General features: G+C 41.0%; 8 protein-coding genes. 7 read left to right on the forward strand and 1 reads right to left on the reverse strand.

The features are described 5' to 3' along the window. Positions 1 to 56: 56 nt before the first annotated feature. The 6 genes from HDE68_RS04590 (at position 57) to HDE68_RS04615 (ending at position 11,492) form a co-directional block, all read left to right on the forward strand. A complete protein-coding gene (locus tag HDE68_RS04590; RefSeq protein WP_183879356.1) occupies positions 57 to 3,239 on the forward strand; it encodes a SusC/RagA family TonB-linked outer membrane protein in 3,183 nt (1,060 codons plus the stop codon). Between the two features lie 4 nt (positions 3,240 to 3,243). Beyond that, positions 3,244 to 5,145, forward strand: coding sequence for a RagB/SusD family nutrient uptake outer membrane protein (locus tag HDE68_RS04595; RefSeq protein ID WP_260171610.1), 1,902 nt, complete (start codon positions 3,244 to 3,246; stop codon positions 5,143 to 5,145). 24 nt (positions 5,146 to 5,169) lie between these two features. Then, positions 5,170 to 5,865, forward strand: a complete 696-nt coding sequence (locus HDE68_RS04600; protein WP_183879358.1) for a DUF3823 domain-containing protein — start codon at positions 5,170 to 5,172, stop codon at positions 5,863 to 5,865. Between the two features lie 56 nt (positions 5,866 to 5,921). Further along, positions 5,922 to 7,763, forward strand: coding sequence for a glycoside hydrolase family 2 protein (locus HDE68_RS04605; protein WP_317617683.1), 1,842 nt, complete (start codon positions 5,922 to 5,924; stop codon positions 7,761 to 7,763). A gap of 24 nt (positions 7,764 to 7,787) precedes the next feature. After that, the gene (locus tag HDE68_RS04610; RefSeq protein WP_183879360.1) at positions 7,788 to 10,259 is read left to right on the forward strand and encodes a glutaminase family protein; all 2,472 of its coding nucleotides are present in this window, start codon (positions 7,788 to 7,790) and stop codon (positions 10,257 to 10,259) included. Between the two features lie 72 nt (positions 10,260 to 10,331). Beyond that, a complete protein-coding gene (locus HDE68_RS04615) occupies positions 10,332 to 11,492 on the forward strand; it encodes an aldose epimerase family protein (protein ID WP_183879362.1) in 1,161 nt (386 codons plus the stop codon). A 77-nt stretch (positions 11,493 to 11,569) separates the two neighbouring features. Here HDE68_RS04615 and HDE68_RS04620 read toward each other — a convergent pair whose 3' ends face one another. After that, the gene (locus HDE68_RS04620; protein ID WP_183879364.1) at positions 11,570 to 12,331 is read right to left on the reverse strand and encodes an alpha/beta hydrolase; all 762 of its coding nucleotides are present in this window, start codon (positions 12,329 to 12,331) and stop codon (positions 11,570 to 11,572) included. 186 nt (positions 12,332 to 12,517) lie between these two features. Between HDE68_RS04620 and HDE68_RS04625 the strand changes: the two genes are divergently transcribed. Then, positions 12,518 to 13,366, forward strand: coding sequence for a helix-turn-helix domain-containing protein (locus HDE68_RS04625; protein WP_183879366.1), 849 nt, complete (start codon positions 12,518 to 12,520; stop codon positions 13,364 to 13,366). Positions 13,367 to 13,371 lie beyond the last annotated feature (5 nt).

Here is a 13,371-nt window from a genome sequence, read left to right on the forward strand (position 1 = left end):
AATCCCGGATTGAACGAGCTATTTAGCCGGGGAAACCTAACCAAATATAAATCTTTATGGAAAAAAGTTTACCTGCTTATTGCAGAAGTGTGCGCTTAAAGCAGTATCTGCTTAAAGCTTTTACCTTTTGCATTTTCCTCCTTTTCTCTCTGGCCAGTACCGCACAAACCAGCAACGTAAGCGGAATCGTAACGGACGAGAAAGGACAGACACTGATCGGTGTCACCGTAAAAATTAAAAACACGAAAATCGGCGGAATGTCAGATGCAAACGGGAAATTTAAATTGACTGTCCCGGATAAAAATGCCGTTTTAGTATTCGCTTACATCGGATACGTCACTGCCGAAGTCCCTTTAAACGGACAAAGCGAACTCACCGTTAAACTAAAGGATTTTAACAATGACCTGCAGGAAATTGTGGTTACAGGATTCGGTTCGCAAAAAAGAGAATCCATTACCGGCGCAATTTCTTCTGTAACCAGCAAGGACATCGAGCGGGTACATGGAGGCTCTACGGTAAGTACAGCGCTGGCAGGAAAGATTCCGGGAGTTACTTTCCGGATGACAGACGGTCGTCCCGGAGCAAGTGCCAGTATACAAATCCGTAACATGGGACGTCCGCTGTATGTGATTGACGGTATTCAACAGGAGGAACAGCAGTTTAACAACATTGCACCCAACGACATTGAAAGTATTTCAGTGTTAAAAGACGCTTCTGCTGCTATTTATGGAGTACGTGCAGCCAATGGGGTAGTGGTTGTGACCACTAAAAAGGGGACAACTGGTGAAAGCCGCATCAATGTAGATGCTTACCTGGGTTTTCAGAACTGGTCCAGGTTTCCCGATGTAGTACGTACCTCTTACGATTATATGCGTTATAAAGCGGAGGCAGAAATTAACTCTAACGGGAGTACAAGCATTACTCCGGCAGAACTCGAGAAGTATAAAGCCGGAACAGATCCTGCCTACAGGAGCTTCGACTGGCGCGATTATATATTGAAAAGTAATAACAATGCCCCTCAGAATTCGCTTAACGTAAACTTTACCGGGGGGACTGATAAAATGAGTTATTATGTTTCTGCGACCAATCTGTATCAGAATTCTGTACTTGGAAAAGAGTATGAATTTAAACGGACCAATATTCAGTCTAACATTACAGCAACTGTAGCAAATGGTCTTAAAGTCGGTGTGAACATTAACGGAAGAATTGAAAGCCGTGAGAATCCTGGTGTGCCAGGTACAGATGATTATTTACTGGCACGTTTAGCGGTATTGCGGAACAACCCTCTGGAGCGTCCATATGCGAATGATAACCCTAATTATCTGAATGATATCGGGCATACGGAAACTAACTATGCCTTTTTAAATAAGAAACTTTCAGGGGTATACCGCAATGACTGGCGTGTTTTACAAACCAACTTTAATGCAGAATACCAGATTCCAGGTGTGAAAGGGCTGGTTGCTAAAGCCGTGTATTCTTATTATCTCGCAGATTATGTACTCAACAATCATGAGTATACTTACAGCACTTATACTTATCGCCCTGCAACTGGTGCTTACGATATTACAGGTGGCAGTAATAATCCGTACCGGGAACGTGAACAGAAAAAAGAATTTGCGACGACTGTTCAGGGACAATTAAATTATAACAACACTTTTGGTAAACACAGTGTAGGTGCTACACTGGTTGCGGAAAGGATTAACCTGAAGCATCAGCGGAATTATATACATTCTTCACCAATTTCAAATAACCTGCCTTTAATTTATTTTCCAACTGCTGATAGATATGATGACGCCGATGATGGCGAAGCACGTATCGGTTATATTGCCAGGTTAAATTACAATTATAACAGCAAGTATTATCTGGAAGCTTCTGCAAGGAGGGATGCCTCTTACTTATTTGCACCTGATAAACGTGTAGGTTATTTTCCTGGCGTTTCTGCGGGCTGGAGAATTACAGAAGAGGGGTTCATGAAAAATATTCTGGGAGATAAAAAGATCCTGGGCGATCTGAAATTCCGTGCTTCTTACGGCATACTTGGAGATGACCGGAACCCAAATGATCCGAATCAGTCTATCGTACCTCCTTATGCTTATCTTCCAGGCTACAATTATAACCAGGGAACAGTCATTCTGGATGGAAACCCGATAATTGTTTCCAGAGATAAGGGGATTCCCTTAAACAGGATATCCTGGCTGAAGAGTAAAACCTTTAATGCAGGTGCAGACTTCAGTATGTTCGGCAATAAGCTAACAGGTACGATAGATTATTTTTACAGAAAACGTACCGGTTTACTGGGGGGAAGAAATGATATCATTGTTCCTGTTGAACTGGGCTACAAACTACCGGATGAGAACGTAAACAGCGATGCACAATATGGTCAGGAGATCTCTTTAAACTATAGCAGCAAGGTAGGACAGGTTAATTTTAACATCGGGGGTAATTTCTCCTATACCAGGTCTAAAAGCCTGGACTCCTATAATCCTTTATTCTATAATTCCTGGGACAAATACCGCAACTCGTCCGAAAACAGGTATAAAAATATAGATTGGGGCTATATAGCTATTGGTCAGTTTACTTCTCAGGAACAAATCAACAATTATCCTGTAAATATTGATGGTAAAGGTAACAGAACTCTTTTACCTGGTGATTTGATCTATCAGGATCAGAACGGTGATGGTAAAATTGACGAATACGATGAGCGGCCAATTGGCTTCGGTTATGGGAAACAGCCCAATATTAATTTTGGTTTAAGTTTTGGGGTAAGCTATAAGTCTTTTGATTTTCACGCAGACTTTTCCGGAGGGGCTGGTTATACCTGGTTCCAGAATTATGAGACCAGATGGGCCTTTCAGAACAATGGTAACCTAAATACAATTTTCGAAGACAGATGGCACCGTGCCGATCCGTTTGATGTGAACAGTGAATGGATTCCGGGTAAATATCCTGCAAACCGCTATAATGAAGGCGGGCATAGCAATTACAATCATAACTCTACCTTCTGGCTGCATAGTGTCAGATATATCCGGGCAAGAACAATAGAATTTGGTTATACTTTACCAGCTGCCATGTTGGCTAAAATCAAGATAAAACGGGCAAGATTCTATGTAAACGGATACAACCTGTTCTCTATTGATAATATGAAACAGTATAACGTTGACCCCGAAGTTGCAGACGATAACGGTCTTCAATTCCCACAAAATAAAGTGGTTAACATAGGTCTCAATTTAACTTTTTAATAACATGATGAAGAAGATATATACAGTACTCACCTTTACTGCCCTTTTACTGAGCGGGGCCTGTAAAAAAGACAGTGCATTTTTAGATGTACCTCCTAAACAAATTATTCCCGAAGAAATTGCATTCTCAGACCCGGCGCTGGTACTTTCTGTTCTGGGAGATTTGTATAACCGGCAACTTGATTTCTCAAGTCTGGATGGAGATGGGTGGCGCTCATTCGTTGATTTTAGTGAAGCTTTTCCTTCTGAAAATGGAAGTTATAATATCGTTCAGCGTACAGGCTGGGGTTATGGAGAATGGGGTAACTGGGATTATGGGTATATCCGTGACATGAATCTTTTCATCAAACGGGCAACTGCCGCGACTAAACTTAGTGATTCAGATAAGGCCAGATTTATTGCCGAAGCACGTTTTCTAAGAGCAAATTTTTATTTTGAGCTGGCCAAACGGATGGGGGGAGTACCCTTAATTACAGAGCCAATGCAATACGATTATTCAGGAAATGTAACCAATTTACAAGTTCCCAGATCAAAAGAATCGGCAGTCTATGATTTTGTGATCAGTGAGGCTGAGGCGATAAAAAACATATTACCTGCCGATGTGAACCAGAAATCAAGAGCATCTAAAGGAGCGGCACTGGCAATGGAAGCACGGGCAGCTTTATATGCCGGGTCTATTGCCAAATATGGTTTTAAAACCCCGCAGGTTACTTTACCCGGAGCAGAAATAGGTATACCTTCCGGCATGGCTGGCGGTTATTATCAGAAAGCCCTGGCAGCAGCAGAAGAAATCATTAAGGGGCAGGCTGGCTCTTATCAGCTGTACAAAGTCTTACCTGATCTTTCAGAAAACTTTGCGGCAGTCTTTCTGGATAAAAGCAGTGTTAATCAGGAATCTATTTTTATTGAAGACTTTAAAGTGAACTCTGCTAAGGTCCATGGTTTTACCACCAGCGACCAGCCATTCTCTATTTCTGACGAAGGTTTGGATGCCGGACGTATTAACCCTTCTTTAAACCTGGTACAGGCTTTTGAAAAACTGGACAATACTTATGCGCCTATCGCGACAAAAGACGGACAGGGTAACCCTATATATTATACCAATCAGCTGGATGCTTTTGCTGGCAGAGATGCCAGGCTGGCGGGAACTATTTTACTGCCTAACGGGGCGTTTAAAGGGAAGAATGTTGACATCTGGGCTGGTTATCAATTGGCTGATGGCAGTATTTTAACAAGTGATGATGCCAGTCACCTTGCTAAATTACCAGGAACTGATGTTGCAGTTCAGGTAGTTGGGAAAGACGGGCCGGTTAATGGACAGGAGTTCAGGTCGCAAACCGGGTTTTATATCCGTAAATATTTAGATCCGCAGGTAGGTTCCGGAAGAAGAGGAAGACAGAGTGATGTCGCTTTTATCCGTTACCGTTATGCAGAAGTTTTATTGAATGCTGCCGAAGCTGCCTTTGAGCTGGGTATGGGCGGTGTTGCCGATGGTTACATCAATCAGGTTCGTGTCAGGGCCGGCCTGACCAAAGCTATACAGGGGGTTACATTCGATCAGATTGTTCATGAGCGGAGGGTAGAACTGGTTTTTGAAGGACATACTTTATATGATATGAAAAGATGGCGTTTGGCGCATGTGGTTTGGGACGGCAGTAAAATGTCTGTAAATCAATTGGTAAGTGATATTGGACTATCTACCAAGAAAAATACCCAGCCTTATGGACTATGGCCTTATAAGTACTACAACCCTGGAAACCCGAATCATGGTAAATGGCTGTTTAAAGAAGTGCTGCCTTCGGTAGTTACGGGGGCAAATATGTTCCAGATGGGTAATTATTATTCAAATATTGGTAATGATATTTTATCTGCAAATCCAAAAATTGTTAAACAACCAAACCAGTAAACCTGGCTATTAAATAGTGCAATTATGAAGTTAAAACCTATATATATCCTGTTATTCTTCCTGCCGGTTTTCTCCTGTAAAAAAGATAATTACCAGTCACCTTCCACTAGTTTGAAAGGCAGGATTCTCTATAACAATGAAGAAATCGGATTGGAATATGACCGTGTCCCCCTGGAATTTTATCAGCCTGGTTTTGGAAAAAATGGCGCGATTAAGGCAAGTTTTGCTCAGGATGGAAGTTATTCTGCGCTTTTGTTTGATGGCAATTATCAACTGATTATCCCAGACGGGCAAGGGCCTTTTAAATGGCACCAGAATACAGCCGGGGTCAATGATACTTTAGCAGTGACAGTGAGTGGGAATCAGACACTGGACTTACAGGCGGTTCCTTATTATCTGATCAGGAATGCGGTTTATAAAGTATCCGGAACAGACCTGACTGCCACATTCCGTGTCGATCAGATCATTACGGGGAATACAGCTAAAAATATTGAGCGTGTTAATTTATACGTGAATAAAACCCAGTTTGTTTCAGGTTCAGACAATATTGTCAGTTCTGTAGTATCCGGAGGGGCTATCACAGACCCCACTGCCTTAATGCTTAAAGTCAGTGTTCCGGCTATTGTTCCGGTTCAGAATTATGTTTTCGCCCGTATAGGGGTAAAAATAGAGGGGGTGGAGGACATGATCTTTTCACCTCTTCAAAAAATCCAGTTATAATCAAAGCATATCAAATGTAAACCACGAAATACCAATTGTAACCACAAATTAATAAGATGATGAAGAAAATTTTAACGGGAACAATGCTCTTAATATTGGGCTATTCTGCAAATGCACAGCAGACAAAATGGACATTAATTAAAGACAGGATTGTTTCTCCATGGGCAGAAAAGGTAAACCCGGCTGCCCCTTTGCCGGAATATCCGAGGCCGCAGCTTGTGCGCAATAATAACTGGAAAAATCTGAACGGGCTTTGGGAGTATGCCATTATACCGAAACACGAGCAGGAACCTGCTAAATACCAGGGCAATATTCTGGTACCATTTGCTGTAGAATCTGCGTTATCAGGAGTTGGTAAAACAGTAGGTAAAGACAGTGTATTGTGGTATAAAAATACCATTACAGTACCTGCATCTGCGAATGACAAAGACGTGCTGCTTCATTTTGGGGCAGTAGACTGGCAGGCAGAGATTTTTGTCAATGGCAAAAGTGCTGGTAAACACGAAGGCGGTTTTGATCCTTTTTCGTTGAACATTACTTCCTTCCTCAAAAAAGGGAATAAACAGGAAATTAAAGTGCGGGTATGGGACCCGACCGATCAGGGCCCTCAGCCAAGAGGTAAACAGGTTAGAAAACCTGAAAGTATCTGGTATACACCAGTAACGGGTATCTGGCAAACTGTTTGGCTGGAAACTGTACCAAAATCATATATTCTATCTACTAAACAGACACCAGATATTGATGCACACCGTATTTCGGTAAGTGCTGCTGTTCAAAATAACCAGCCGGGGGACCAGTTGAAAATCAGTATATTAGATGGGAATACTGTAGTGGCCGAAGAAAAGATAGCTGTGAATGCGACGGCTGAGATTTCGGTTAAAAATGAAAAGTTATGGTCTCCGGAGCATCCGTTCCTATATAATCTGAAAATCACACTCTTGCGGAATGGAAAACCTGTAGATGAAATAAAAAGTTATTTCGCCATGCGTAAAATCTCTATGGGGCCTGATTCCAAAGGTATTCAACGGATGCTGCTGAACAACAAATTTGTATTTCAATACGGCCCGCTCGATCAGGGCTGGTGGCCGGACGGTTTATATACAGCGCCTACTGAAGAAGCTATGGTATATGACATTGACGAACTTAAAAAAATGGGTTTTAACATGATTCGTAAACACATTAAAGTTGAGCCGGCAAGGTATTATAACTATTGCGACAAAATTGGGATGTTACTATGGCAGGACATGCCAAGTGGCGATCTGGGCAATGGTTGGGAAAACAACCCTGGAATACTTGACCGTGCTACAGATCAAAACAGAACGGCAGAATCTGAAGGATATTACCGCAAAGAATGGGAGGTGATTATGAACAGTTTACATAATTTCCCTTCAATTGTAGTTTGGGTACCCTTTAATGAAGCCTGGGGTCAGTTTAAAACTGTTGAAATTACAGAATGGACAATGAAAAAAGACCCTTCCAGAATAGTCAACAGTGCAAGCGGAGGCAATTTTTATACTACCGGACATATCGTAGATCTGCACAATTATCCGCACCCGGCTATGCCAAGACCAGATTTGTTTGGCCAAAAGCAGATACTCGTTCTGGGTGAGTTTGGTGGATTAGGTTTACCCGTTGACGGCCATACCTGGCAGCAAAAAAATAACTGGGGATACCAGTCTTTCAAAAATGCTGGTGACCTGTTCAGTAAATATGCATCCTTCACTAAAAGGATAGAAGAATTAATCCCATTAGGATTGTCTGCTGCGGTTTATACACAGACAACAGACGTAGAAGGAGAAATAAATGGCTTTATGACTTACGACAGAAAGGTAATTAAAATGCCCGTAGAAGAACTAAAACGCGTAAACGATAAACTTTATTTAATACCAGCCCCTTAATTATAGTATAACAACATACATAGCATGAAACGATTATTTATCTCTTTAGCTTTAGCAGGCCTGATGTTCAAAGCTTCAGCTCAGCAACAGCATTCCTCAGTTCAGCAGCAGCGTATTGCGCCGGCATATCCACTGCTAACACACGATCCTTATTTTAGTGTATGGTCATTTACAGACGGATTAAATACTTCAGCTACCAAACACTGGACGGGGGCAAATCAGTCTCTCACCGGTTTATTAAAAGTAGACGGCAAAGTTTACCGCTTTCTCGGTGGACAGGAAGAAAGTTTCCAGACGATACTGCCAGCTTCAGATGAAAAAGCCTATACGGCAAAATATGTGGAGTCAGAACCTGCTAAGGGCTGGAACCAGGCAGGATTTAAAGAAACTGGCTGGAAAACAGGAACAGCACCTTTTGGAGATGGTGCTGCCACCACCCAGTGGAGAACTAAAGATCTGTGGATGCGCCGGACTTTTAATTTAGAACAAACAGATTTTAAAGGGTTGAAACTTAAACTGATGAACGATGATGATGTCGAAGTTTATCTAAACGGAACCCGGATTTTTGCCTGTGAATGTTTCAATGGCAAATTTATCTATGTGCCGGTAGATACTAAACTTTTGAAAAAAGGGCAGAACTTACTGGCTGTTCACGTGAGAAATAATGTGGGTGGTCAATGGCTGGATGCAGGATTGGTTTATGATAAACCTACGGCGGGTACCCCGAATGTTTTGCTGGCTAAACAGACAAAAATAGCATTAACTGCTACTCAAACCTCTTACAGCTTTGATTGTGGAAATGTAAATCTGGATCTGGACTTCACTTCACCACTGCTGATGAATGAGCTCGATTTATTATCCCGCCCTGTTTCTTATGTATCCTTTAAAGTAAAATCTAAAGACGGTAAAAAGCATAATGCTGAAGTTTATTTCGGAGCAAGTACAGGTTTAGCTGTTAATACGGAATTTCAGGAAGTGACTGCTAAACAGTATAAAACAGGACAGTTGTCTGTTTTAAAAGCAGGTACCAAAGAACAGGCCGTGTTAAAAAAACAGGGTGACGATGTCCGCATCGACTGGGGCTATTTATATGTAGCTGTATCAGAGAATACCCGGGCGAAACAATACGCTGGTCCGGCAGATGAAGCTTTAACTTCATTTACAACAGGCCGTACAACTGGCAAAACCAGTACAGAAGGTAAAAAACTAATGCTTTCTACCGTATTGCCTTTTAATCAGATTGGCACATCGCCAGTCGAAAAACATATTTTAATAGGCTATGATGATTTATACGCAGTGCAGTACTTTGGTCAGAACCTAAAAGCCTGGTGGAACAGAAAAAATAATCAGACTATAGAAAAACAGTTGGAATTAGCTCATACAGAATATGCAGCTGTGCTGAAAAAATGCAATGACTTTGATCAGAGATTTCACGCCGATAACTTAAAAGCGGGAGGGATAAAATATGCTGAACTTTCAGATCTTTCTTATCGTCAGTCTATTGCTGCACATAAATTGGTAGAGAGCCCGCAAGGGGATCTCCTTTTTATGTCTAAAGAAAATTTCAGTAATGGGTCTATCAATACCGTAGATATCACTTATCCTTCGGCGCCGCTATATCTTGTCTATAACCCTGATTTGCTAAAAGGAATGATGAACGGAATCTTTCATTACAGTGAAAGCGGCAAATGGAAAAAACCATTTCCTTCACATGATCTGGGAACGTATCCTTTAGCAAACGGACAGACCTATGGAGAAGACATGCCTGTCGAAGAAGCAGGTAACATGATTATCCTTACGGCAGCGATTGCAAAGGTAGAAGGGAATGCAGATTACGCTAAAAAACATTGGAAAACACTTTCTGTATGGGCAGATTACTTAAGCAAAGAAGGGTTTGATCCGGCCAATCAGCTTTGTACGGATGATTTTGCAGGACATATGGCCCGCAATGCAAACTTATCCGTTAAAGCAATTGTTGCTTTAGGGGGATATGGAATGCTTGCAGACAAACTGGGGATGACAGCTGAGGCTGAGAAATATCATACGATGGCGAAGCAAATGGCAATTAAATGGATGGAAATGGCAAATGACGGAGATCATTACGCCTTAACTTTTGACCGGAAAAATACCTGGAGCCAGAAATATAACCTGGTTTGGGATAAAGTATTGGACATGGATATCTTTCCAGTGGACGTATTTAAGAAAGAAATCAGGTATTATCTGACTAAACAAAATGCTTTTGGGTTACCGCTCGATAGCCGCCGCACTTATACTAAATCAGATTGGATTATGTGGACAGCAACTTTAGCAGATAGTCCTGCAGATTTTGAGAAGTTTATAGACCCGATATATAAGTTTGCTACAGAAACAGCAAGCAGGGTTCCGCTAAGTGACTGGTATGAAACTACAGATGGTAAACAAGTTGGTTTCCAGGCAAGAAGCGTAGTAGGAGGTTTTGCAATTAAACTCCTGGATTATAAGTTACATCGTAAATAAAAAATAAATTTATTTGGTGTGTCTTGTCCTGATCAAGTGTCAGGCAAGACCACCATCAAATAATAAAAGATTATGAAGATTATTTATATCAGTGTTATAGCCATGGCAGGGACAATTTTTGCCTCCTGTAATTCACAGACCAAACCGGCGTCAGTAATCGCAGATAGCACGCAAACGGTTAAACTTTCGGCAGATTCTTTTACAAGAACTACCGACGGGCAGCAAACTGGGCTTTATACCTTGAAAAATGCTAAACATGCAGAAGCTGTATTTACCAATTACGGGGGGAGGCTGGTTAGTTTGCTGATTCCCGATAAAGCTGGTAAATTAACAGACGTAGTGGTCGGTTTTAATAGCGTGAATGCGTACGAAAAATCTACAGAACCTTATTTTGGGGCAACTATCGGTCGTTATGGTAACCGCATTGCCAAAGGTAAATTCAGTCTGGATGGTAAACAGTATACATTGTTCACCAACAATGGTCAGAATACCCTGCACGGAGGTAAAAAAGGCTATCAGTATGTCGTGTGGGATGCAAAACAACCGAACGCAAATACCGTAGAATTTCAGTATGTATCAAAAGATATGGAAGAAGGTTTTCCTGGTAATTTAACCGTTAAAGTCACTTATACATTAACAGACGAAAATGAATTAAAAATGGATTATCAAGCCACAACTGACAGGCCAACCGTGGTGAACTTAACCAATCATGCTTTCTTTAATTTGAATGGAGAAGGAAGCGGGAAAATTCTAGATCATCAATTACAGATCTATGCGGATGGGTATACCCCGGTTGATTCTACTTTAATCCCAACGGGTAAGATCGAAAAAGTAGCCCGAACCCCATTCGATTTCTCTAAACCATTCGCCATAGGAGCCAGGATCGATGATAAAAATGAACAATTAGGTTATGGTAAAGGTTACGATCATAACTTCGTATTGAATAAAACCAAAGGAATGGGCATGTTCCATGCGGCTACTGTTAAAGGCGATAGATCTGGTATCGTCATGGATATCTATACTACGGAGCCCGGGTTACAATTTTATAGTGGTAATGTGATGCAGGGTAAGAACATCTTTAAAGGTGGTTCAAGAGATGATTTCAGAACGGCATTAGCGTTGGAAACCCAGCACTTTCCAGATTCTCCAAATCAGTCTTCATTTCCTTCAACTGTACTTAACCCAGGTCAAACTTATAAATCGACTTCTATTTACAAGTTCTCAACCTTTTAAAATTTAAATTTCCGCTCTTAAATCCGGGGGGCCATATATGGCATCCCGGATTTTTAAAGATGGCAATATGTTGTAATTTATTTTGCAGTTTTAGCTGCTTCTTCAATAACTGCTAATACTTTATCTGCATGAGAAACCATAACTACATGGCTTGCGTCAATTTCAGTAGTTTTGGCATTGCTCCTTTTAGCCATGAAGCGTTCCAATACCGGACTGATGGCACGGTCACTTTTAGCAACGATGTACCAGCTTGGTTTAGTTTTCCATGCAGGTTCTCCACTTTGATCGCCAAACACAGTCTTAGAAGCAGGAGTTTGAGTAGCGAAAATAAGGCCTTGTTGTTTAGGGCTCAGGTCCTGTGCAAAAACCGATTTCACGCCTGCTTCAGATAAGTAGATAAAATCACCTGAGGGTTCAAAATAATTACTCAGTGTTACAGCCGGTCCTTTAGCGGATAAAGATGGAAGCGTTTCTCCCAAATCTGGTACAAGGGCGGCTACATAAACCAGGCCAGCAACTTTTGGATCATTACCTGCCTGCGTAATTACAAACCCTCCCCAGGAATGGCCCACCAGGATTACCTTACCTTTTGCCTGTTGAATTGCTCTTTTGGTAGCTGAAACATCATCAGCCAGTGAAGTGATTGGGTTTTGAACGGAAATAACCGGATAGCCCTTTGATTGAAGTGCTGTAATCTGTGCAGCCCACGAAGAGCCGTCTGCCCAGATACCGTGGACAAAAATAATAGTTGGTTTAGATGTTGCTGACTGTTGGGCATAGGTACCTGCCGATGCCAGTACAATTAATAGAGCGCTTAGTAACAATTTAATAGTTTTCATTGTCAGAGAATTTATAGTGTTTAATCATTGTAGCAATATTGCCTTTTGATAATTCAAAATTGATGTTTTGCAACTGATGAAAAAATGGATAATTTTCCTGAAGTATTGCCTATTTATCCTAAAGACAGCGATCAGGAGAAACCTGTGTATATTTGTAAAAAATGATCCATTATCATTACTGCACCTATGTATTTAACTCACACCTCTAATAAGACCCAGGGAACGCTTTTTTTTAGCCATCAGGAGGTATCTGAAATCAGTTCATTCAGGGAAAAGACTGAAGCAGGAGATTTCCTGACTATAGCGCTGAACCTGCAGGAGAATCAGCAGGTAATCATTAATGGTGTTGCCTATGTTTTTCCGCAGTTTAGTATTATCCCTCTGGTAGCCAATCAGGTATTTAAATTTGAGCGTGCAGAACAAATCACAATCTGGCATTATACCCGTGATTTTTATTGTTTAGTTGATAATAACTTTGAACTCAGTTGTCTTGGGCTTTTGTTTTCTGGTTTTAGCGGAAACTTATTTTTAAAGTTAGATGAGAACTACGTTAAAAAATTGGAGCTGTTACTCCAGATGTTTATGGAAGAATTTAAAACCAGGGACACTATTCAGACTGATATGCTTCAAATTCTTGTCAAACACCTTGTGATCATTACCACAAGGCTGGCTAAGGAACAGTACTTAAGTGATAAGGTCTATGAAGAAGATAAATTTGACCTGATCAGACAATTCAATTTATTGGTAGAGTATCACTATAAAAAGGAGCATCAGGTTCAGTTTTATGCCGGATTATTAAATAAATCGCCTAAAACACTTTCCAATGTGTTTGCTCATTTTAACTACAGCACTCCTTCAGAAATTATACAGGGCAGGATTATTACTGAAGCCAAAAGGTTATTTTTATATACCAATAAGTCCAGCAAAGAAATCGCCTACGAATTAGGTTTCTCAGATGCAGGGCATTTTAGCAGGTTTTTTAAAAATGCTACCAAACAAAATCCTTCTGAACTCAGAAAAAGTCAAAGTCTATGATTTTA

It is taken from the genome of Pedobacter cryoconitis (assembly GCF_014200605.1).
In the GTDB taxonomy this organism is placed as follows: domain Bacteria; phylum Bacteroidota; class Bacteroidia; order Sphingobacteriales; family Sphingobacteriaceae; genus Pedobacter; species Pedobacter cryoconitis_B.

Bases quoted from the DNA above. Each gene is read 5' to 3' on its own strand.
- HDE68_RS04615 (WP_183879362.1), top strand. From the start codon at position 10,332: ATGAAGATTATTTATATCAGTGTTATAGCCATGGCAGGGACAATTTTT.
- HDE68_RS04590 (WP_183879356.1), top strand. From the start codon at position 57: ATGGAAAAAAGTTTACCTGCTTATTGCAGAAGTGTGCGCTTAAAGCAG.
- HDE68_RS04610 (WP_183879360.1), top strand. From the start codon at position 7,788: ATGAAACGATTATTTATCTCTTTAGCTTTAGCAGGCCTGATGTTCAAA.
- HDE68_RS04605 (WP_317617683.1), top strand. From the start codon at position 5,922: ATGATGAAGAAAATTTTAACGGGAACAATGCTCTTAATATTGGGCTAT.
- HDE68_RS04620 (WP_183879364.1), bottom strand. From the start codon at position 12,331: ATGAAAACTATTAAATTGTTACTAAGCGCTCTATTAATTGTACTGGCA.
- HDE68_RS04595 (WP_260171610.1), top strand. From the start codon at position 3,244: ATGATGAAGAAGATATATACAGTACTCACCTTTACTGCCCTTTTACTG.
- HDE68_RS04600 (WP_183879358.1), top strand. From the start codon at position 5,170: ATGAAGTTAAAACCTATATATATCCTGTTATTCTTCCTGCCGGTTTTC.
- HDE68_RS04625 (WP_183879366.1), top strand. From the start codon at position 12,518: ATGTATTTAACTCACACCTCTAATAAGACCCAGGGAACGCTTTTTTTT.